Genomic DNA, 20,352 nt, shown 5'->3' with positions numbered 1-20,352 from the left:
GGACGTGACGTGGTCGAGAAAAGCGGAGCCGAAATCCTGGTCGAGGCGCTGGTCGATCTCGGCGTGGAGCTCGTGTTCGGCTATCCTGGCGGCGCGGTGCTTCCGATCTATGACGCGCTCTTCAAGCAGTCGAAGATCCGCCACATCCTGGTCCGCCACGAACAGGCGGCGACCCATGCGGCGGAGGGCTATGCCCGCTCCACCGGCAAGCCCGGTGTCGTGCTGGTCACCTCGGGCCCCGGCGCGACCAATGCCGTCACCGGCATCACCGACGCGCTGCTCGACTCTATCCCGATGGTGGTCATCACCGGGCAGGTCCCGACCGGGCTGATCGGCACCGACGCGTTCCAGGAAGCGGACACGGTCGGCATCACCAGCCACTGCACCAAGCACAATTACCTGGTGAAGGACCCGGAGCGGCTCGGCTCGGTGGTGCATGAGGCGTTCCACATCGCCACCTCGGGTCGCCCTGGCCCGGTCGTGATCGACATCCCCAAGGACGTGCAGGTCGCGACCGCGCGCTACAGCGCGCCGGGTCCGATCCAGCACAAGACCTACCGCCCGCAGGTCGAGCCCGACGCGGCCGCGATCGAGGCGGCGGTCGAGATGCTGGCCGCGGCCGAGCGCCCGATCTTCTACACCGGCGGCGGCATCATCAACTCGGGCCCCGAGGCCTCGCGGCTCCTGCGCGAGCTGGTGGCGATCACCGGCGCGCCGGTCACCTCCACGCTGATGGGCCTCGGCGCGCTGCCCGCGTCGTCGGACAAGTGGCTCGGCATGCTCGGCATGCACGGCACCTATGAGGCGAACCTGGCGATGAACCAGGCCGACCTGATCGTCTGTCTGGGCGCGCGCTTCGACGATCGCGTCACGGGCCGGCTCGACGCCTTCAGCCCCCACAGCCGCAAGATCCACGTCGATATCGACCGGTCCTCGGTGAACAAGAACGTGCGCGTCGACCTGCCGATCGTCGCCGATTGCGGCCGCGCGCTTGCGGCCATGATCGAGCTCTGGAAGGCCCGGGCCTATCCCACGCCCGACCTGAGCGAATGGTTCGCCCGCATCGCCGGCTGGCGCGCCAAGCACTGTCTCGATTTCGAGGATCGCGCGGACGAGATCATGCCCCAGCGGGCGATCCGTGCGCTGTACGAAGCGACCAAGGATCGCGCGCCGATCATCTCGACCGAGGTCGGCCAGCACCAGATGTGGGCCGCGCAGCACTTCGGGTTCGAGGCGCCGAACAAGTGGCTGACCTCCGGCGGTCTCGGCACCATGGGCTATGGCCTGCCCGCGGCGATCGGCGCGCAGCTGGGCGATCCGGACGCGCTCGTGATCGACATCGCCGGCGAAGCCTCGATCCAGATGAACATCCAGGAGCTGGCGACCGCGACCCAATACCGCCTGCCGGTCAAGATCTTCATCCTCAACAACGAATATATGGGGATGGTCCGCCAGTGGCAGGAGCTGACCTATTCGGGCCGCTATTCCGAGAGTTACAGCGAAAGCCTGCCGGACTTTGTGAAGCTGGCCGAGGCCTATGGCTGGAAGGGCATCCGCATCGAGCATCCCGACGATCTCGACGACGGGATCCAGGCGATGCTCGCGCATGACGGTCCGGTGGTGGTCGACTGCCGGGTGTCGAAGCTCGCCAACTGCTTCCCGATGATCCCCTCGGGCGCGGCGCACACGGAGATGATCCTGTGGGCGAGCGAGGTATCGGGCGAGATGGACGACGAGGCCAAGGCGCTGGTCTGACACCGGCACCGCCTCTCCTCTTTCCCACAGATTTCAACCAGATCGGCTGAACCATGCACATCAAGGAAGAAGTGCGCGAGCGGCACACGCTCGCCATCATCGTCGACAACGAACCGGGCATCCTGGCGCGCATCGCCGGGCTGTTTACGGCCCGCGGCTACAACATCGAGAGCCTGACCGTCACCGACATCTCGGAAGACGATCTCATCAGCCGCATCACCATCGTCACCTCCGCCTCCGCGCCGGTGATGGAGCAGATCATCGCCCAGCTCGAGCGGCTGGTGCCGGTGCACAAGGTCGTCGACCTGACCGCGCTCGGCCCGCACGTCGAGCGTGAACTCGCGCTGGTGAAGGTGGTCGGCTCGGGCGAGCACCGCATCGAGGCGCTGCGCCTGGCCGAGGTCTATCGCGCACGGGTGCTCGACGCGACCATCTCCAGCTTCGTGTTCGAGGTGACCGGCGGCACCGGCAAGGTCGACACCTTCATCGAACTGATGCGCGAAGTCGGCCTGGTCGAGGTCGCCCGCACCGGCATCGTCGCCATCGCCCGCGGCCGCGAAGCCGCCTGATCCCATCCCGCTCCTGCAGCGGCAGGAACGCAGAACCAAACCGCCCCGCAAGGGCGCACAAGACCGAACCGAAAGGGAAGAACATGCGCGTTTACTATGATCGCGATGCCGATCTGAACCTGTTGTCGAACAAGAAGATCGCGATCCTGGGCTATGGCTCGCAGGGCCATGCCCATGCGCAGAACCTGCGCGACAGCGGCGTGCAGAACATCGCCATCGCGCTCCGCCCCGGCTCGCCCAGCGCCAAGAAGGCCGAGGACGCAGGCTTCAAGGTGCTCCCCAATCAGGAAGCCGCCGCCTGGGCCGACATCCTCATGATCCTGGCGCCCGACGAGCACCAGGCCGCGGTCTATGACGCGGACATCAAGGGCAATCTGCGTCCCGGCGCCGCGCTGGCCTTTGCCCACGGCCTCAACGTCCACTTCGGCCTGATCGAGCCGCCGGCCGACGTCGATGTCATCATGATCGCGCCGAAGGGCCCGGGCCACACCGTGCGCTCCGAGTACGTCCGCGGCGGCGGCGTTCCCTGCCTGATCGCCGTCCACCAGGACGCCTCGGGTAACGCGCATGACATCGCGCTCGCCTATGCTAGCGGCGTCGGCGGCGGCCGCTCGGGCATCATCGAAACCAACTTCCGCGAGGAGTGCGAGACCGACCTGTTCGGCGAGCAGGCCGTGCTGTGCGGCGGCACCACCGCGCTGGTCCAGGCCGGCTTCGAGACGCTGGTCGAGGCGGGCTACGCCCCCGAGATGGCTTATTTCGAGTGCCTGCATGAGCTCAAGCTGATCGTCGACCTGATGTACGAAGGCGGCATCGCCAACATGCGCTACTCGATCTCGAACACCGCCGAGTACGGCGACATCAAGACCGGCCCGCGCATCATCACCGAAGAGACCAAGAAGGAGATGAAGCGCGTCCTCGCCGACATCCAGTCGGGCCGCTTCGTGAAGGACTTCGTGCTCGACAACCGCGCCGGCCAGCCGGAGCTCAAGGCCAGCCGCAGCGCCGCCAAGCGCCACCAGATCGAGCAGGTCGGCAGCGAACTGCGTGCGATGATGCCGTGGATCGGCGCCAACAAGCTGGTGGACAAGGACAAGAACTGAGCTCTTTTCCTCCACCCCGTTCGTCTCGAGTAGGGATCGAGCTTGTCGAGAGCCCGTATCGAGAGACCTGTGGCTACGCGCCGCCCTCTCGATACGCCGTCTCGACAAGCTCGACGGCTACTCGAGGCAAACGGAACAGGGGAAATTGGCGGGCAGCGGGGGCGAGAAACCGAACGCCCGCGAAACGACTCGTTTCGCATTGGCCGGTTTGACAGCGAGGGGGCGGCGGCAGACAAATCCGCCGTCCTTTTCCGTTGGTGGAGACCTTCCGATGCGCATGCCCCTGATCCTCGCCGGCGCCGCCCTTGTCGTCGCCACCCCGCTCGTCGCCCAGCAGATGGCGATCCCCGGCACCACGGACGTGAGCCGCGTCACCGCGGGCACCTACAAGACCGACCCGGGCCACACGCTGATCGGCTGGCGCGTGAACCATTTGGGCTTCAACGACTATTTCGGCATTTTCGGCGACGCGGACGGCACGCTGGTGCTCGACCCCAAGCAGCCGGCGGCCGCCAAGCTCGACATCACCATCCCGGTGGGCAAGCTCACCACCGCCAGCGCCGGGCTCACCAAGCACATGATGAGCAAGGACTTCTTCAACGCGGAAGTGACGCCGACCGCGCGCTTCACCTCCACCGCGGTGAAGGTGAACGGCACGCGCGCGGCCATCACCGGCAACCTGACGCTGAACGGCGTCACCAAGCCCGTGGTGCTCAACGCCCGCTTCACCGGCGCCGGCGCCAACCCGATGTCGAAGAAGGAGACCATCGGCTTCGAGGCGGACGCCGTCCTCAAGCGTTCCGACTTCAACATGAACTACGGCATCCCGGCCGTGTCGGACGAGGTCGAACTCGACATCACCGTCGCCTTCGAAAAGGCCTGAGCATCCCTGGAAGGGGGCGCAGCATCGCGCCCCCTCCACCTTCTTCCGGATCGTTTCGCGCTCGCGTCAAAGCGGCTGGACAAGTTGGACCCCACGGGCCATGACGGCGCCCGTGATCGCAGCACTGCGCCTTCTTCGACTTATCCGCCCTTAGGGGCGTGTCGCGCGTGCGTGCGTGGCCCCTAAGGGCTGCTTTCTTCCGACCGAACCGCTGAACGACGCCCCGCGGCTGCTTGCGCGCGGGCGACCTGCAAAGAGGCTGCGATGCTGCGCGATCCTTCGACCAAATACCGCCCCTTCCCCCAGGTGGACCTGCCCGACCGGCAGTGGCCGTCGCAGACGATCACCCGGGCGCCGCGCTGGCTGTCGACCGACATGCGCGACGGCAACCAGGCGCTGATCGACCCGATGGACGCGGAAAAGAAGACCCGCTTCTTCGACCTGCTCGTAAAGGTCGGCATCAAGGAGATCGAGGTCGGCTTCCCCTCCGCCGGCGCCACCGAATTCGACTTCATCTCCGGCCTGGTCCGCAACGGCCGCGTTCCCGACGACGTGACCGTCCAGGTGCTGACCCAGTCGCGCCGCGACCTGATCGAAAAGAGCTTCCAGTCGCTGGAGGGCGCGCCCACCGCGATCGTCCACCTCTACAACGCCGTCTCCCCCGCCTGGCGCCGCATCGTGTTCGGCATGAGCCGCGACGAAGTGCGTGAGATCGCCATCACCGGCGCCAAGATCCTGCGCGACGAGGCAGGCAAGCGCCCCGACACCGACTGGCGCTTCGAATATTCGCCGGAGACCTTCTCCACCGCCGAGCTCGACTTCTCCGTAGAGGTTTGCGCGGCCGTCATGGACGTGCTGCGCCCCACCCCGGAAAAGCCGCTGATCCTCAATCTGCCGGCGACGGTCGAGGCGGCGAGCCCCAACGTCTACGCCGACCAGATCGAGTGGTTCTGCCGGAACGTGCCGAACCGCGACAGCGTCGTGATCAGCCTCCACCCGCATAACGACCGCGGCACCGGTGTCGCTGCCGCCGAGCTCGGCCTGATGGCGGGGGCCGACCGTGTCGAGGGCTGCCTGTTCGGCAATGGCGAGCGCACCGGCAATTGCGATCTCGTGACACTGGCCTTGAACATGTACACGCAAGGCGTTGATCCGGGCCTCGATTTCTCCAACATCGACGAGGTCATCAACACCGTCGAATATTGCAACCAGCTGCCCGTCCACCCGCGCCACCCCTATGCCGGCGAGCTGGTGTTCACCGCCTTCTCCGGCAGCCACCAGGACGCGATCAAGAAGGGCTTCGCCGCACAGGCGCAGCGCAACGACGGGCTGTGGGACGTACCCTATCTGCCGATCGACCCGGCCGACCTGGGCCGCGATTACGAGGCGGTGATCCGCGTCAATTCGCAGTCGGGCAAGGGCGGCGTCGCCTGGGTGCTGGAGCAGGACAAGGGGCTGAAGCTCCCCAAGCGCATGCAGGCGGACTTCAGCCGCCACGTCCAGCGCGTCGCCGACGAGACCAGCCGCGAACTGAACGCAGCCGACATCTGGGGCGCGTTCGAGGCGGCCTACCTGCCGAGCAGCGGCGACCGCTTCGAGTTGGTCGACTACTCGGAAAGCCATGGTGCCGCGGGCCAGGCGCGGACCTTCGTGGGCGAACTGCGGCTCGACGGCGAGACGCGGTCGATCTCCGGCAAGGGCAACGGCCTGCTCTCCAGCCTGCTCTCCGCACTGCGCGACGATTGCGGCATCGACCTCGACGTGGTCGACTATAGCGAGCACGCGATCGGCAACGGTTCAGACGCCCAGGCGGCCGCCTATCTCGAATGCACGCTGCCCGACGGCACCCGCGTGTTCGGCGCCGGCATCGACGCCGACGTGGCGACGGCCACCGTCCGCGCCGCGCTCAGCGCAGCGAACCGCGTGGCGGCCTAACCTCACCCGCAAGCTGTACCCCGGCGAAGGCCGGGGCCCAGTTGGGAGGGCAGTGCGAGGGCGCGCCATGGCAGCCAGACCACCGCAACTGGACCCCGGCCTTCGCCGGGGTACGATACTGGCTCAGCTTCGCCCCCCGTGCTCCTGCGCAGGCAGGAGCCCAGGGCCACAGGCGCTCCGCTCCGCAACCCTGGACTCCCGCTTTCGCGGGAGTACGGCGGCTGGTTTTCAGCCCGTAGCCAAGCTCACCCCAGCCCCATCAGCGCCAGCACTTCCTTGCGGCTGCGGTCGTCGTCGCGGAACACGCCCATCATCCGGCTGGTCGTCATCGTCACGCCGGGCGTGCGCACGCCGCGCGCCGTCATGCAGGCATGGCTCGCCTCGATCACCACCGCCACGCCCCGCGGCGCCAGCCGATCCCAGATGCAGTCGGCGACCTGCGCGGTCAGCCGCTCCTGCACCTGCAGCCGGCGGGCGAAGCCGTGCAGCACGCGCGCGAGCTTCGAAATGCCCACGACATGGTCCTTGGGCAGATATGCGATGTGCGCCTTGCCGATGATCGGCGCCATGTGGTGTTCGCAATGCGACTGGAACGGGATGTCGCGCAGCAGCACGATCTCGTCATAGCCGCCCACCTCCTCGAAGGTGCGCGACAGGTGATGGGCCGGGTCCTCGCCATAGCCCTGGCAATATTCCTTCCACGCGCGCGCCACGCGCTTGGGCGTATCGAGCAGCCCCTCGCGCTCGGGATCGTCTCCGGCCCAGCGGATCAGCGTGCGGATCGCATCCGCGACCTCGTCGGGCACGGGCAGCTTGGGCTGCGGCGCGACCAGGTCGCCCTCTGCGGTGGCAGGATTGTCGGCTTGCATTCTACTTCCCTTGGCCGGTCATGCCCTCGGCCGGCGCAAAGCACCCCGCCGGAGCCACAAAACGTCGCGCCCGGCGCACACCGCGTTGACGTCTCGAAGAAGGCAGCGTTAATTCCTCGTCGCGCAAAAGGGAACCGCGGCTATGGCGGGCCGCGTGGCGCAGGGGGAGGACGGACGCATCGGCACCATGGAGCACGACAGGCCGGCGAGCGAACCGGGGGGTCTCGCGAGCGATGCGCACGCGCACGTCGCCCGCCACGCGCCGCTCTTGCACGATCTCCCGGTGGTGCCGCACGTCTTCACAAGCGACAAGCCTCCCCAAACCGCGCATAAGCAAGGCAACCACGCGGCGACCCAGGGGTTCGGACCGCAGGATATAAGGAGAACCAGAATGGCCAAGACTTCGACCACCACCGCAAAGACCGGCGCCGCTCGCGGCGGTATCGCCAAGCCCGTCACGCCGTCGGAAGACCTGGCGAAGATCACCGGCAAGGATCCGCTGCCCCGCAGCGAGGTGGTCAGCAAGATGTGGGAATACATCAAGAAGAACGACCTGCAGAACCCGCAGGACAAGCGCGAGATCCTGGCGGACGAGACGCTCGAGAAGCTCTTCGGCAAGAAGAAGGCTTCCATGTTCGAGATGAACAAGCTGCTCAACGCCCACATGAGCTGAGCCTGTCGGAGCCGTCCGGCGATCCGGACGGCTCCGCAGCCATTCCGCCGGCACCAGCTGCCGGCACTCGTTTCCTCCAATCGCTGCCCTTGCGCCCCTTCGGCGCGGGCTTGCATCCGCGGGATGGCGCCACTAGGTGGCAGCGCAACTCGCAAGGACCCGGTGCAATCCCGGGTGGCTATTCCGGCCGCCGATCCGCCGGACAACAGATCACATGGACCGCGAAGACGCCGCGCAACGTGCGGCGCCATGTGCCTGCCCGTGGTTTTCTGACATGACCAACCCCGTTTCCCGCTTCCGGACCGAATGGTTCACCAGCGCCGCAGAGGCGCGCCGCGACGTGCTCGCCGGCATCGTCGTCGCCCTGGCCCTGATTCCGGAGGCGATCGGCTTCTCGATCATCTCCGGCGTCGATCCGCGCGTCGGCCTCTATGCCTCGGTCGCGATCGCGATCGTGATCTCGTTCCTGGGCGGCCGCCCGGGCATGATCTCGGCCGCGACTGCCGCGGTCGCCGTCGTCGTGACCCCGCTCGTGCGCGACCATGGCGTCGAATATCTGTTCGCCGCCACCATCCTGATGGGGCTGATCCAGATGGTCGCGGGACTGCTGCGGCTCGATCTGCTCATGCAGTTCGTGTCGCGCTCGGTCATCACGGGCTTCGTCAACGCGCTCGCGATCCTGATCTTCATGGCGCAGCTGCCGCAGTTCGTGGGCGTCACCTGGCACACCTATGCGATGGTCGCAGGCGGCCTCGCCATCATCTACCTGGTACCGCGCGTGACCAAGGCGGTGCCCTCCCCGCTCGTCGCCATCCTGGTGCTCGCCGCGATCAGCATCGCGCTCGGCCTGCCGGTCCGCACCGTGGGCGACATGGGCAAGCTGCCGGAAGGCCTCCCCAGCCTCGCCCTCCCGAACGTGCCGCTGAGCTGGGAGACGCTGCGCATCATCCTCCCCTATTCGCTGACCATGGCCGCGGTAGGCCTGCTCGAATCGCTGCTCACCGCCCAGATCGTCGACGACATGACCGACACCGACAGCGATAAGCGGCGCGAGTGCCTAGGCCAGGGTGGCGCCAACATCGCAGCCGCACTGGTCGGCGGCATGGGCGGCTGCGCGATGATCGGGCAGTCGGTGATCAACGTCACCTCCGGCGGTCGCAAGCGCCTGTCGACCTTCACCGCCGGCACCTTCCTGCTGTTCCTGCTCGCCGTGCTCGGCCCCATCGTCGGCCGCATCCCCATGCCGGCACTGGTCGCGGTGATGGTGATGGTGTCGATCGGCACCTTCAGCTGGAACTCGCTCCTGAACCTGCGCCGCCATCCCCTCACCTCCTCGGCGGTGATGCTGGTGACGGTGGCGGTCGTCGTCGCCACCCACAATCTCGCCGGCGGCGTGCTGGCGGGCGTGCTGCTGTCGGGCATCTTCTTCGCCGGCAAGGTGCGGCGCATGTTCTCGGTCGAGCGCGAGGCCGGCGCGGACGGCACCGCCACCTACCGCGTCCAGGGCGAGATCTTCTTCGCCTCGGTCGATCGCTTCACCCGCGCCTTCCAGGCGGAGGACAGCGCCGCCCGCGTGGTGATCGACGTCTCCGCGGCGCACTTCTGGGATATTTCGGGGGTCGGCGCGCTCGACAAGATCGTCGCCCGCCTGCGCCGCGACGGCCGCGAGGTCGAGGTGATCGGCTACAACCGCGCGAGCGCCGACCTGGTCGATCGCTTTGCCCTCCACGACAAGACCGGCGTCGAACTGGGCGCGGTGCCGCACTGAGGTTCGCGAGGCAGCTCCGCAACCGCGGTCGCAATACCGGCTGAGCGGCGGCAACCACGCGAAATCCGCTCGCCAACGCGCTGCAATCGGGCAATGCTGCCGCGTGGACGCGCCCATGCATCGCCGGAGGGCTGAACGTGCTGAACCATACCATCTTGCTCGTTGCCGCTGCCGCAGCCCTCGCCGGGCCGGAGGCGCGCGCCGACGAGTTGCAGAACCGCGTCGTGGCGGCGATGCGCGCCAGCCGCCCGGATGCATTCCGCTTCCAGCGGACGAGCATCACCGACCGCACCGGTTCGGCCCGCACGACGGTGGTGGAGCAGTATGATCCCGGCCGCCCGGCCGCGCTTCGCTGGCAGCTCGTCAGCGTGGACGGTCGCGCGCCGACGGCCAAGGAAGCCGAGAAGTCGCGCAAGGCGAAGCGCGGTCCCGACCCCTCCTATGCCGAGCTTGCGAAATGGTTCGGCGCGCCGGCGACCCGAAGCGAGCCGACGCCGGGCTATGTCACCTACCGCTTTGCCCGGCTTCCGGCCGGATCCGTGAAGATCGGGTCCCACGACGCTTCCGCCGACACCCAGGCGGAAGCATGGGTGAACGTCCGGGCCAAGACGCCGTTCGTCGAGCGCGTCCGGTTCACCTCCACCAAGGGTTTCCGCATGATGATGGTCGCGTCCGTCAAGAGCATGGATGTCGTCAGTCGCTTTGCGCTGCTGCCGGGCGGCCAGGTCGTGCCGGCCGCTTCCGAAACCACCCTGACCGGATCGCTGCTCGGCAAGTCGGGGCGGATCCACTCCACCGCGAACTACGCCGCGTTTCAGCCGGTCCGATAAGCTCTCAGCCTGATGGACCGCGCCGTCCTCCACGACAGGACAGACGTGCGACCTGGAGTGTTGCCGCTCTGAGGATCCGCCCCTTCCCTTGCGCCCCGGTCGGGGGCTGCTAGGCTCTGTGGATGGGGATTGGGGGAATGCAATGATCGGCGCGGTTCTGGGTACGCTGGCGCTCGTCGGTGCGGCTCAGGTGGAATCGGCGGCCTCGGGACCCCGGTGGTCCTTGCAGGTTGCATCGGCACAGTGTCTGCTGGAGCGCCAAAGCAACGAACCCGCCTCCACCTTGTCGATCGAAACGGCACCTGGGAGCGACAGCTACCGCCTTGCCCTCGCCAGCCCGAACCTCAAGGCCGAGGGGACACCTGGCCCCGCAAGCCTGACGTTCGGGCCGTCGCACCATGTGCTCAAAGGCTACGCCCGCATGGCTTTATCGCCGGAGGGTACGCCGCTCTTCTGGATGCAGGGCATCGCGCCTGCACTTCTCGACGAGCTTGCCAGCGCTGAAACGGTGGCCGTGGCAACCCATGGGGGCGCCAGCGCCGTGGTCCCGGTTCCCGGTGCCGCCAGGGCGGTCGCGGCGCTTCGCCGTTGCAGCGCGGATCAGTTGATCGAGTGGGGCGCCGACCCTGCCCAGTTCGAGGCCGGTGGTCGGCCACCGGTTCCGCGCAAGAACCGGGATGAGTGGATTTCAGACCAGGACGTCTTGGCGGTCGCCGGCCAATCGGCGCGGCCGCGAATCAACGACCTGTTCCGCGTCGGTGTTTCCGCCGAGGGGAAGGTCGACGATTGCCAGCCAGTGGCCGGCGATGTCGAGCCGGGGGTGGAGAGGATCGCCTGTGCCGCGGTAATGAACAAGCCGCTTTTCACGCCCGCCAGCAATGCCACCGGCACGCCGGTCCGCGGCGTCGCGACCTTCCGCGTCTCGGTCATGCGCGAGCCGGCATAAGAACACGCGCGCTCCGCCGCCCCCCCCCCTACGACAGCCCCTCGATCGCAGGCCGCACGCCCGGTGGCAGGCGCTCCAGCGCCTCGCGCTCGATCTGCTCCAGTTCGCCCAGCGTCTCCTCCAGCGCCTGCTTCTGCCGGCGCAGCCGCTGGATGCGGTCGTGGACCCGCAGGGCCAGCTGGCGCATCTGCTCGTGGTGCTGCGGGTCGGCGTCGTAGAGGTCCAGGAACTCCTTGATCTCGCGGATCGAGAAGCCCAGCCGCTTGCCGCGCAGGATCAGCTGCATCCGCGCCACTTCGCGCCGGGTATAGATGCGCGTGGTGCCGACGCGGCGCGGCTCGATGAGGCCCTGATCCTCGTAGAAGCGCAGCGTCCGCATCGTGACGCCAAGCTCCGCCGACACCTCCTGGATGCCCGACAGCTGCTCGCCGTCCTCTGGCTCGGCAGGGTGATCCGCCTGGCGCAGGGATGCCGCGCGCCTCATGCGGCCGCGCCCGCCTGCTCGGCCTTGGCGCGTTCCTCGGCAACCAGCTCCTTCTTGGAAAGCTTGCCGATCAGCGTCTTGGGGAGGGCCTCCCGGATCTCGACCTCGCGCGGCATCTCGATCTTGCTGATCCGCCCGCGCAGGAACCCGCAGAGCTCCTCGACGCTCGCTTCATGGCCCGGCCGCAAGGTCACGAACGCCTTGGGTGCCTGGCCGCGATACCGGTCCGGCAATCCGATCACCACCGCTTCGGCCACTGCCGGATGTTCATACAGGGCCTCCTCGATGACTCGCGGATAGACGTTGTAGCCGCCGCACAGCAGCATGTCCTTTATCCGGTCGACCAGGAAGAGATAGCCGTCAGCGTCGAAATAGCCGACGTCGCCCGTGCGCAGCGCGCCGTCGATGAAGCACTCCTCGGTCGCGTCCGGCCGCTGCCAATAACCCATCATCACCTGCGGCCCGCGCACGCACACCTCGCCACGCTCGCCCTGCGGCATCAGCTTGCTGGGGTCGATCAGGTCGCGGATCTCCAGCACGGTGCCGGGAAACGCCGGGCCGGTGCTGTTGCTCTTCACCACGCCGCCGTTGAGCGGGTTGCAGGCGATGATCGGCGACGCTTCGGAGAGGCCATAGCCCTCCACCACGCGGCAGCCGGTGCGCTCCTCGAACGCTTGGCGCACCTCCAGCGGCAGGGGCGCGCCGCCCGAGATACAGGTGTGGCAGAAATCGAGCCGCGGCACCCGGCTCTCGGCCAGCTGGTTCACCGCATTGTAGATGGTCGGCACCGCAAAGATCTGGGTCGGGCGCGTCCGCTTCAACGTGGCCAGGAACTGGTCCATCTCGAAGCGCGGCAACAGGATCATCTCGGCCGCGGTCTCGACCGAATAGTTGAGCACCGTGGTCAGCGCGAAGACGTGGAACAGCGGCAGCACGCCCAGCGTGCGCTCCTGCTGGTCCGGCGGGCGGCCGACGTGAAGCACCATCTGCTGGCTGTTGGCGGTGAGGTTCGCGTGGCTGAGCATCGCCCCCTTGGGCTCGCCGGTGGTTCCGCCGGTATATTGGAGCACCGCCAGATCGCTCGGGGATTGGGCGACCGGATCGGGCGCGGCGTTGTTCGACACCAGCCGGCTCCAGCGGACGTGCCGGGGATCGCTGCCGATGCGCGCGAGTTCGCGGCGCTTGAACAGGCGCAAGCCGATCGACTTGGCCCAGGGCAGCACGTCGGCGAGCGAAGCGGCCACCACATGGCGCACCTCGGTCCCCGCGCAGGCGGCGAGCAGCTTGTCGTGGATCGCGACTAGGTCCGGCACGATCACCACCTCGGCGCCGGAGTCGACCAGCAGGTGGTGCAGTTCCCGCTCCACGTAGAGCGGGTTCATCGCCACCACGACCGCGCCGATCTTCAGCACCGCGAAATAGGCGATCACATAATAAGGCGTGTTGGGCAGGCAGAGGCCGACGCGCGTGCCGGGGCGGACGCCCAGGTCCTGCAGACCGCGGGCGGCACGCTCCACCTGCTCGCCGATCTCGGCATAGGTCCAGGTGCGGCCCAGGAAATCAATGGCGGTGCGCTGCGGATATTGCGACGTCGCTCGCGCCAGCAGGGTCGGGATCAGCCGGGGCTCGATCTTTGCCGGCACCGCGCCGGCGGGGGCGCGCTCGGTCACGGGCATCGCCGCGCTCATCGGGCGTGCTCCAGCATCCAATGGGGCTGCGTCAAACTGCACATGCGGCCTTTGCCTCCTCTCCGGCGCCGCCTGCTCTCGTTCCGTCGGACTCGCTTTCACGCGGGCTCTCGACATGTCGGCGCCTGTTCCTACCTTAAACAGAAATCGGTTGACGTATAGGGAAATCTCGCACCATTAGGAACGAAAGGTGCCGTTAGGATGCCCGAAGCCTCGGAGAGGATTGAGATGAAGAGCGTCGTGATCGCGGGCTATGCCCGTTCTCCCTTTCATCCCGCGCACAAGGGTGCGCTGGCCCGGGTTCGCCCGGACGACCTGGCCGCCCAGGTGATTCGCGGCCTGATCGACCGCACGGGCGTCGATCCCAAGGATATCGAGGACCTGATCGTCGGCTGCGCCTTCCCGGAAGGCGAGCAGGGCATGAACGTCGCGCGCCTGGTCGGCCTGCTCGGCGACCTGCCGCTGTCGGTCGGCGGCATGACCGTGAACCGCTTCTGCGGTTCCTCCATGAGCTCGATCCATATCGCCATGGGCCAGATCCAGATCGGCGCGGGCGAAGTCTTCATCTGCGCGGGTGTCGAATCGATGAGCCGCGTGCCGATGATGGGCTACAACCCCCTCCCCAACCCCGCGCTCGCAGAGAAGATGCCGGGCGCCTACATGGGCATGGGCGAGACCGCCGAGCGCGTCGCCACCAAGTACCAGATCACCCGCGAGACCCAGGAAGCCTTTGCGGTCGACAGCCAGAAGAAGGCTGCCGCCGCGCAGGCCGGCGGTCGCCTCAATGACGAGATCGTGCCGATCCAGACCAAGAACGGCGTCGTGAGCGAAGACGGCACCGTCCGCCCCGACACGACCGCAGAGGGCCTGGCCGGCCTGAAGCCCGCGTTCGACAAGGAAGGCTCGGTCACCGCCGGCACCTCCTCGCCGCTCACCGACGGCGCGGCCGCCGTGCTCGTCACCAGCGAGGACTATGCCCGCGCCCACGGCCTGCCGATCCTCGCCCGGCTGAAGACGGTCGGCATCTCCGGCCTGGAGCCCGAGGTCATGGGCCTCGGCCCCATCGGTGCCTCGCGCAAGGCGCTGGAGCGCGGCAACGTCGACGCCAACGCGCTTGACGTCATCGAGATCAACGAGGCCTTCGCCAGCCAGGCGCTCGCCTGCATCCACGACCTCGGCCTGGATACCGCCAAGGTGAACATCGACGGCGGCGCGATCGCGATCGGTCACCCGCTCGGCGCCACCGGCGCACGCATCGTCGGCAAGGCCGCGTCGCTGCTGAAGCGTGAAGGCGGCAAGTATGCGCTCGCCACCCAGTGCATCGGCGGCGGCCAGGGCATCGCCACCCTGCTGGAGGCAGCCGAATGAGCGAGCCCATCCGTAAGGTCTGCGTGATCGGCGCCGGCACCATGGGTGCCGGCATCGCCGCCCAGGTCGCCAACGCCGGCGTGCCGGTGCTGCTGCTCGACATCGTCCGCGACGAGGCGAACCGCAATGCGGTGGCCGAGGGTGCGGTCGCCAAGCTGCTCAAGACCGACCCCGCCCCCTTCATGTCGAAGCGTGCGGCCAAGCTGGTCGAGACCGGCAACATCGACGACCATCTCGATCGCATCGCCGAGTGCGACTGGGTGATCGAGGCGATCGTCGAGCGGCTCGACCTCAAGCAGAGCCTCTATGCCAGGATCGAGGCGGCGAAGCGCCCCGGCACGGCGGTGTCGTCGAACACCTCCACCATCCCGCTCGGCCAGCTGGTCGAGGGACGCTCGGACCAGTTCCGCCGCGATTTCCTCATCACCCACTTCTTCAATCCGCCGCGCTACATGCGGCTGATCGAGGTCGTCGCCGGCCCCGACAGCGATCCCGAGCTGGTCGCGCGCGTGTCGGACTTCGCCGACCGCAGCCTGGGCAAGACGGTCGTCCCGGCGCACGACACGCCCGGCTTCATCGCCAATCGCGTCGGCACCTATTGGCTGGCGGTCGCGATCAACGCGGCGATGGACCTGGGCCTCACCGTCGAGGAAGCCGACCAGATCGGCGGCAAGCCGATGGGCGTGCCCAAAACCGGCATCTTCGGCCTGATCGACCTCGTCGGCGTCGACCTGATGCCGCTCCTGTCCAAGAGCCTGACGGCCACGCTGCCGCAGGGCGATCCCTATTTCGACACCGTGCGCCCGCTGCCCCTCGTCGATCGCATGATCGCGGAAGGCTATACCGGTCGTAAGGGCAAGGGCGGCTTCTATCGCCTCGACCGTTCGAACGGCGGCAAGGTCAAGCAGTCGATCGACCTCGTCACCGGGGAGTACCGCGACAGCCGCAAGCCTGCGTCGCTGCCCTCGGGCGCCGACCGGGATCTGGGCAAGCTGCTCGGCGCCAAGGGCAAGGTCGGCGACTATGCCTGGACGGTGCTCAGCCATGTGCTGAGCTACGCTGCCATGCTGGTGCCGGAAGCGGCCGACAACATCGTCGCGATCGATGACGCGATGAAGCTCGGCTACAACTGGAAGTTCGGCCCGTTCGAGCTGGTCGACCGCATTGGTGCTGCCAAGCTGGTCGAGCGGCTGAAGGCCGAGAACCGCCCGGTCCCGGCACTGCTGGAGCAGGTCGGAAGCGGCAGCTTCTACCGGATCGAAGGCGGCAAGCGCCAGTATTTCGGCCTCGACGGCGCGTACCACGACATCGTCCGCCCCGAAGGCGTGCTGATGCTCGAGGACGTCAAGCGGGCCGGCGAACCGCTCGCCAAGACCGGCTCGGCAGCACTCTGGGACGTGGGTGACGGCGTCGCCTGCATCGAGTTCACCGGCAAGATGAACGCGCTCGACGGCGAGGTCATGAAGCTGATCCAGCAGGCGATCCCGATCGTCAAGGATCGCTTCAAGGCGCTGGTGATCTACAACGACGGCAGTCATTTCTCGGCCGGTGCGAACCTGGGCCTCGCGCTCTTCGCGCTCAACATCGCCGCCTATGGCGAGGTGCAGACGCTGGTCGTGGCCGGGCAGCAGGCGCTCAAGGCGTTGAAGTACGCCCCCTTCCCCGTCGTTGCCGCGCCTGCGGGCATGGCGCTGGGCGGCGGCTGCGAGATCGTGCTCCACGCCGATGCGGTCCAGGCCCATGCCGAGACCTATATCGGCCTGGTCGAGACCGGCGTCGGCCTGATCCCGGGCTGGGGCGGCAATGGCGAGATGATCGACCGCTGGCAGCAGTCGGGCCAGCTTCCCAAGGGCCCGATGCCGGCGGTGGCCAAGGTGTTCGAGACGGTCAGCACCGCGACCGTGTCGAAGTCGGCGGCCGAGGCGAAGGAACTGATGTTCCTCCGCGCCAAGGACGGCATCACCATGAACCGCAGCCGGCTGCTCGCCGATGCCAAGGCCAAGGCGCTGTCGCTGGTCGACGGCTACACCCCGCCGGCCCCGCCCGAGTTCAAGCTGCCCGGCGCCAGCGGCCGCCTGGCGCTGCGCATGGCGGCGGACAGCTTCCACAAGCGCGGCATCGCCACCGACTACGACCTGGTCGTGTCGGACAGCCTCGCCGAAGTGCTCACCGGCGGCGAGGCCGATCTGGTCGATACGGTCAAGGAAGCGGATCTCCTCAAGCTGGAGGTCAAGGGCTTCATGACCCGCGTCCACGATAGCCGCACGGTCGCCCGCGTCGAGCAGATGCTCGAAACCGGCAAGCCGCTGCGCAACTGATTTTGCCGCCGGGTGCCTGGCACCCGGCCGGAAAGGAGATCGACATGCAAGTCTACGAAGCCCCGCTGCGCGACATGCGCTTCGTGCTGCACGAACTGCACGGCGACGACGGGTTCGGCGATCTCGCCGCCCACGCCGAATTCACCCCCGACCTGCTCGACGCGGTGCTCGAGGAAGCCGCCCGCATGGCGCAGGAAATCCTGCTGCCGCTGAACGCCCCCGGCGATATCGAGGGCTGCCGGATCGAGAACGGCGTCGTCCGCACGCCCGCCGGCTTCAAGCAGGCCTACGACCAGTTCCGCGAAGCCGGCTGGGCAGCGCTTGCCTCGGACCCGCAATGGGGTGGCCAGGGACTGCCGGAATCGATCAACAAGCTGGTCGAGGAAATGATCTGCGCGACCAACGTGTCGTTCAGCCTCTATCCCGGCCTTACCCACGGCGCGACCACCGCGCTGCAGGACCACGGCTCCGAAGACCTCAAGCAGGCCTATCTGCCCAAGATGGTGTCGGGCGAATGGTCGGGTACGATGTGTCTGACGGAATCGCATTGCGGCACCGACCTGGGCCTGCTGCGCACCCGCGCGGTGCCGCAGGAGGACGGCAGCTACCGCGTCACCGGCTCGAAGATCTTCATCTCGGCCGGCGACCACGACCTGACCGACAACGTCGTCCACCTGGTGCTCGCCCGCATGCCGGACGCACCTCCGGGCGTGAAGGGCATCAGCCTGTTTCTGGTGCCCAAGTTCGTTCCCAACGCCGACGGCTCGCTCGGCAATGCCAATGGCGTCACCGTCGCCGGCATCGAGCACAAGATGGGCATGAAGGCGTCCGCCACCTGCCAGATGAACTTCGACGACTCCGTGGGCTGGCTGGTCGGCGAGCCGCACAAGGGCATGGCGGCGATGTTCACGATGATGAACACCGAGCGCGTGTCGGTCGGCGTGCAGGGCCTGGGCATCGGTGAGGCCGCCTACCAGAGCGCCGTCGCTTATGCGCGCGAGCGCCTGCAGGGTCGTGCGCTGGGCGGTGCCAAGCGCCCCGACCTTCCCGCCGACCCGATCATCGTCCACCCCGACGTCCGCCGCATGCTGATGACGGCGCGCGTCTATACGGAAGGGTGCCGCGCGCTCGGCGGCTGGGTCAGCCGTGCGCTCGATGCGGAGAAAGCCTCGGCCGATCCGGAAGTCCGCGCCCGCGCCACCGACTTCATCGCCCTGATGACGCCGGTCGTGAAGGCGCTGTTCACCGACCTCGGCTATGAGTCGGCGAACCTCGCGGTGCAGACGTATGGCGGCCATGGGTACATCCGCGAGCATGGCGTCGAGCAGTATGTCCGCGATGCCCGGATCGCGATGATCTACGAAGGCACCAACGGCATCCAGGCGCTCGACCTCGTCGGCCGCAAGATGCCGGCCCGCATGGGCCGCAACCTGCGCGCCTTCTTCCACCCGGTGTCGAACTTCCTCGACACGCATGAAGGGGAAGAGGCGATCAAGCCGATGGCGCAGGGCCTGCGCCAGGCGTTCGGCGCGCTCCAGCTCGCCACCGGCATGATCGCACAACGCGGCATGAAGGACCCGGAGGAAGCGGGTGCAGCCGCCACCGACTATCTGCGCCTGCTGGGCCTGGTCGGCATGGGCTATTGCTTCCTGAAGGCCGCACGCATTGCCCACCAGAAGCTTGCCGACGGGACCGACGAAGCCGGCTTCTACAAGGCGAAAATCGCCACCGCCGGCTTCTTCTTCGACCGCATCCTGCCGCAGGCGACCGCCGCCTTCCTGGCGATCAAGTCCGGCAAGCGCTCGACGATGGCGCTCGCCGAGGACGCCTTCTGAGGGGGCTGACGCGATGATGCCCCCCGCCTGGGAACACCGGCTCGCGATACCCGCGATCGTCGCGCCGATGTTCCTGATCTCCGGCCCGGCACTGGTCACCGCCTGCTGCCGGGCGGGGCTGGTCGGCACCTTCCCCGCGCTCAACCAGCGCACCACGGAAGGGTTCGTCGCCTGGCTCGAGGAGATCGAGGCCGCCCTCGACGATCGTAGCGCCCCCTATGGCGTCAACCTGATCGTCCATCGCAGCAACACGCGGCTGATGGACGATCTGGCGGCGATCGTTCGCCACCGCGTGCCGCTGGTGATCACGTCGCTCGGCCTTGTTCCCGAAGTGATCGACGCGGTGCACGGCTATGGCGGGCTCGTCTTCCACGACGTGATTTCGACCCGGCACGCGCAAAAGGCGGTGGCGGCGGGCGTCGACGGGCTGATCGCGGTGGCGGCGGGCGCCGGCGGCCATGCCGGCACGCTCAGCCCCTTCGCACTGGTGGCAGAGATCCGCCGCTTCTTCGACGGGCCGCTGGCGCTTGCCGGCGCCCTGTCGGAGGGGCGTCACATCGCCGCCGCGCGGATGCTGGGCGCGGACTTCGGCTACCTCGGCAGCCACTTCATCGCCTCGGAAGAAAGCCTCGCCAGTGCGGAGCAAAAGGCGATGATGGTCGGTTCTTGTGCCGCAGACGTCGTCCATACCGTCGCCGTCACCGGCGTCGGCGCGAACTTCCTGCGTCCCAGCCTGGAGGCCAATGGCTGGCAGCCGGGCGAGACGCCGACCCTCGACCTCGCCGAAGAGGCGCGGGCGTGGAAAACCATCTGGTCTGCCGGACAGGGCGTGGGCGCCGTCGACGCCATCCGCCCGGCGGCTGCCATCTGCACGGATCTGATCGCGGGCTATGCCCGTGCTTGGGAGAGAGAAGCATGAAGCTGTTGGTGCCGGTCAAGCGGGTGCTTGACTATAATGTGAAGCCGCGGGTGAAGGCGGACGGGTCGGGCGTCGACCTCGCCAACGTCAAGATGAGCATGAACCCGTTTGACGAGATCGCCGTCGAGGAAGCCATCCGCCTCAAGGAAAAGGGCGTGGCGACCGAGGTCGTGGTGGTCTCGATCGGCGAGCCCAAGGCGCAGGACACGCTGCGCACCGCACTCGCCATGGGTGCCGACCGCGCGATCCTCATCACGTCGGACGTGCGTCCCGAGCCGCTCGGCGTCGCCAAGCTCCTCGCCAAGGTGGTCGAGGAAGAGCAGCCGCAGCTGGTGATCCTCGGCAAGCAGGCGATCGACGACGACAACAACCAGACCGGCCAGATGCTCGCAGCCCTGCTCGGTTGGGG

The 20,352-nt window shown here is 67.7% G+C and carries 17 protein-coding genes and 1 other annotated feature; of the genes, 14 read left to right on the top strand and 3 right to left on the bottom strand.

Annotated features, from left to right (window positions below):
• The first annotated feature begins 9 nt into the window (after positions 1–9).
• From ABDZ92_RS14380 to leuA, 5 genes are all read left to right on the top strand, one after another.
• Entirely contained in the window at positions 10–1,755 is a 1,746-nt protein-coding gene (locus ABDZ92_RS14380; RefSeq protein WP_125962286.1) for an acetolactate synthase 3 large subunit, read from the top strand.
• Positions 1,756–1,808: 53 nt separating this feature from the next.
• On the top strand, positions 1,809–2,324 hold the full coding sequence (ilvN, locus tag ABDZ92_RS14375; RefSeq protein WP_125962287.1) for an acetolactate synthase small subunit: 516 nt from the start codon (positions 1,809–1,811) through the stop codon (positions 2,322–2,324).
• 83 nt (positions 2,325–2,407) lie between these two features.
• Positions 2,408–3,427 carry a ketol-acid reductoisomerase gene (gene ilvC / locus ABDZ92_RS14370; protein WP_125962288.1) on the top strand — a complete coding sequence of 340 codons (1,020 nt, stop codon included), beginning with the start codon at positions 2,408–2,410 and terminating at the stop codon, positions 3,425–3,427.
• 271 nt (positions 3,428–3,698) lie between these two features.
• On the top strand, positions 3,699–4,310 hold the full coding sequence (locus tag ABDZ92_RS14365) for a YceI family protein (protein ID WP_206432266.1): 612 nt from the start codon (positions 3,699–3,701) through the stop codon (positions 4,308–4,310).
• A gap of 264 nt (positions 4,311–4,574) precedes the next feature.
• Entirely contained in the window at positions 4,575–6,245 is a 1,671-nt protein-coding gene (gene leuA, locus ABDZ92_RS14360; protein WP_125962289.1) for a 2-isopropylmalate synthase, read from the top strand.
• Positions 6,246–6,490: 245 nt separating this feature from the next.
• On the opposite strand, the gene folE is transcribed toward leuA, so the two are convergent.
• The gene (gene folE, locus ABDZ92_RS14355; RefSeq protein WP_125962290.1) at positions 6,491–7,114 is read right to left on the bottom strand and encodes a GTP cyclohydrolase I FolE; all 624 of its coding nucleotides are present in this window, start codon (positions 7,112–7,114) and stop codon (positions 6,491–6,493) included.
• Between the two features lie 391 nt (positions 7,115–7,505).
• On the opposite strand from folE, the gene ABDZ92_RS14350 reads away from it, so the two are divergent.
• The 4 genes from ABDZ92_RS14350 (at position 7,506) to ABDZ92_RS14335 (ending at position 11,331) form a co-directional block, all read left to right on the top strand.
• A complete protein-coding gene (locus ABDZ92_RS14350; protein ID WP_125962299.1) occupies positions 7,506–7,787 on the top strand; it encodes an SWIB/MDM2 domain-containing protein in 282 nt (93 codons plus the stop codon).
• A gap of 152 nt (positions 7,788–7,939) precedes the next feature.
• Positions 7,940–7,995 (top strand) — a sequence feature (sul1 is cis-regulatory element that is thought to sense ions involved in sulfur or methionine metabolism; They are found in Alphaproteobacteria).
• A gap of 66 nt (positions 7,996–8,061) precedes the next feature.
• Complete coding sequence (locus tag ABDZ92_RS14345) at positions 8,062–9,555, top strand: SulP family inorganic anion transporter (RefSeq protein WP_125962291.1); 1,494 nt, start codon at positions 8,062–8,064, stop codon at positions 9,553–9,555.
• Positions 9,556–9,692: 137 nt separating this feature from the next.
• Positions 9,693–10,385 carry a hypothetical protein gene (locus ABDZ92_RS14340; protein ID WP_241212033.1) on the top strand — a complete coding sequence of 231 codons (693 nt, stop codon included), beginning with the start codon at positions 9,693–9,695 and terminating at the stop codon, positions 10,383–10,385.
• Positions 10,386–10,527: 142 nt separating this feature from the next.
• Entirely contained in the window at positions 10,528–11,331 is an 804-nt protein-coding gene (locus tag ABDZ92_RS14335) for a hypothetical protein (RefSeq protein ID WP_125962292.1), read from the top strand.
• A 28-nt stretch (positions 11,332–11,359) separates the two neighbouring features.
• On the opposite strand, the gene ABDZ92_RS14330 is transcribed toward ABDZ92_RS14335, so the two are convergent.
• Together ABDZ92_RS14330 and ABDZ92_RS14325 are read right to left on the bottom strand one after the other, a co-directional pair.
• Positions 11,360–11,815 (bottom strand): MerR family transcriptional regulator, encoded by a 456-nt coding sequence (locus ABDZ92_RS14330; protein ID WP_125962293.1) that lies wholly within the window; start codon positions 11,813–11,815, stop codon positions 11,360–11,362.
• On the bottom strand, positions 11,812–13,503 hold the full coding sequence (locus ABDZ92_RS14325; protein ID WP_125962294.1) for a long-chain-fatty-acid--CoA ligase: 1,692 nt from the start codon (positions 13,501–13,503) through the stop codon (positions 11,812–11,814). Before ABDZ92_RS14325 ends, ABDZ92_RS14330 begins: the two co-directional genes overlap by 4 nt.
• A 228-nt stretch (positions 13,504–13,731) precedes the next feature.
• Here ABDZ92_RS14325 and ABDZ92_RS14320 point away from each other — a divergent pair, with 228 nt between their 5' ends.
• The 5 genes from ABDZ92_RS14320 to ABDZ92_RS14300 all read left to right on the top strand — a co-directional run.
• On the top strand, positions 13,732–14,871 hold the full coding sequence (locus tag ABDZ92_RS14320; RefSeq protein WP_125962295.1) for a thiolase family protein: 1,140 nt from the start codon (positions 13,732–13,734) through the stop codon (positions 14,869–14,871).
• The gene (locus ABDZ92_RS14315) at positions 14,868–17,189 is read left to right on the top strand and encodes a 3-hydroxyacyl-CoA dehydrogenase/enoyl-CoA hydratase family protein (protein WP_125962296.1); all 2,322 of its coding nucleotides are present in this window, start codon (positions 14,868–14,870) and stop codon (positions 17,187–17,189) included. The genes ABDZ92_RS14320 and ABDZ92_RS14315 overlap by 4 nt, the downstream gene beginning before the upstream one ends.
• 44 nt (positions 17,190–17,233) lie before the next feature.
• Positions 17,234–19,024, top strand: a complete 1,791-nt coding sequence (locus tag ABDZ92_RS14310) for an acyl-CoA dehydrogenase C-terminal domain-containing protein (RefSeq protein WP_125962297.1) — start codon at positions 17,234–17,236, stop codon at positions 19,022–19,024.
• A gap of 13 nt (positions 19,025–19,037) precedes the next feature.
• The gene (locus tag ABDZ92_RS14305; protein WP_241212035.1) at positions 19,038–19,943 is read left to right on the top strand and encodes an NAD(P)H-dependent flavin oxidoreductase; all 906 of its coding nucleotides are present in this window, start codon (positions 19,038–19,040) and stop codon (positions 19,941–19,943) included.
• Positions 19,940–20,352 (top strand): electron transfer flavoprotein subunit beta/FixA family protein (locus tag ABDZ92_RS14300; protein WP_343763561.1); only part of this gene is annotated, 413 nt, incomplete at its 3' end. The genes ABDZ92_RS14305 and ABDZ92_RS14300, both read left to right, overlap by 4 nt.

Source organism: Sphingomonas molluscorum, assembly GCF_039522995.1.
Lineage (GTDB): Bacteria > Pseudomonadota > Alphaproteobacteria > Sphingomonadales > Sphingomonadaceae > Sphingomonas > Sphingomonas molluscorum.
This window is presented reverse-complemented; position numbering and strand designations above follow the sequence as displayed.

Bases quoted from the DNA above. Each gene is read 5' to 3' on its own strand.
- ABDZ92_RS14310 (WP_125962297.1), top strand. From the start codon at position 17,234: ATGCAAGTCTACGAAGCCCCGCTGCGCGACATGCGCTTCGTGCTGCAC.
- ABDZ92_RS14365 (WP_206432266.1), top strand. From the start codon at position 3,699: ATGCGCATGCCCCTGATCCTCGCCGGCGCCGCCCTTGTCGTCGCCACC.
- ABDZ92_RS14345 (WP_125962291.1), top strand. From the start codon at position 8,062: ATGACCAACCCCGTTTCCCGCTTCCGGACCGAATGGTTCACCAGCGCC.
- leuA (WP_125962289.1), top strand. From the start codon at position 4,575: ATGCTGCGCGATCCTTCGACCAAATACCGCCCCTTCCCCCAGGTGGAC.
- ABDZ92_RS14330 (WP_125962293.1), bottom strand. From the start codon at position 11,815: ATGAGGCGCGCGGCATCCCTGCGCCAGGCGGATCACCCTGCCGAGCCA.
- folE (WP_125962290.1), bottom strand. From the start codon at position 7,114: ATGCAAGCCGACAATCCTGCCACCGCAGAGGGCGACCTGGTCGCGCCG.
- ilvC (WP_125962288.1), top strand. From the start codon at position 2,408: ATGCGCGTTTACTATGATCGCGATGCCGATCTGAACCTGTTGTCGAAC.
- ABDZ92_RS14305 (WP_241212035.1), top strand. From the start codon at position 19,038: ATGATGCCCCCCGCCTGGGAACACCGGCTCGCGATACCCGCGATCGTC.
- ABDZ92_RS14325 (WP_125962294.1), bottom strand. From the start codon at position 13,503: ATGAGCGCGGCGATGCCCGTGACCGAGCGCGCCCCCGCCGGCGCGGTG.
- ABDZ92_RS14320 (WP_125962295.1), top strand. From the start codon at position 13,732: ATGAAGAGCGTCGTGATCGCGGGCTATGCCCGTTCTCCCTTTCATCCC.
- ilvN (WP_125962287.1), top strand. From the start codon at position 1,809: ATGCACATCAAGGAAGAAGTGCGCGAGCGGCACACGCTCGCCATCATC.
- ABDZ92_RS14315 (WP_125962296.1), top strand. From the start codon at position 14,868: ATGAGCGAGCCCATCCGTAAGGTCTGCGTGATCGGCGCCGGCACCATG.
- ABDZ92_RS14335 (WP_125962292.1), top strand. From the start codon at position 10,528: ATGATCGGCGCGGTTCTGGGTACGCTGGCGCTCGTCGGTGCGGCTCAG.
- ABDZ92_RS14350 (WP_125962299.1), top strand. From the start codon at position 7,506: ATGGCCAAGACTTCGACCACCACCGCAAAGACCGGCGCCGCTCGCGGC.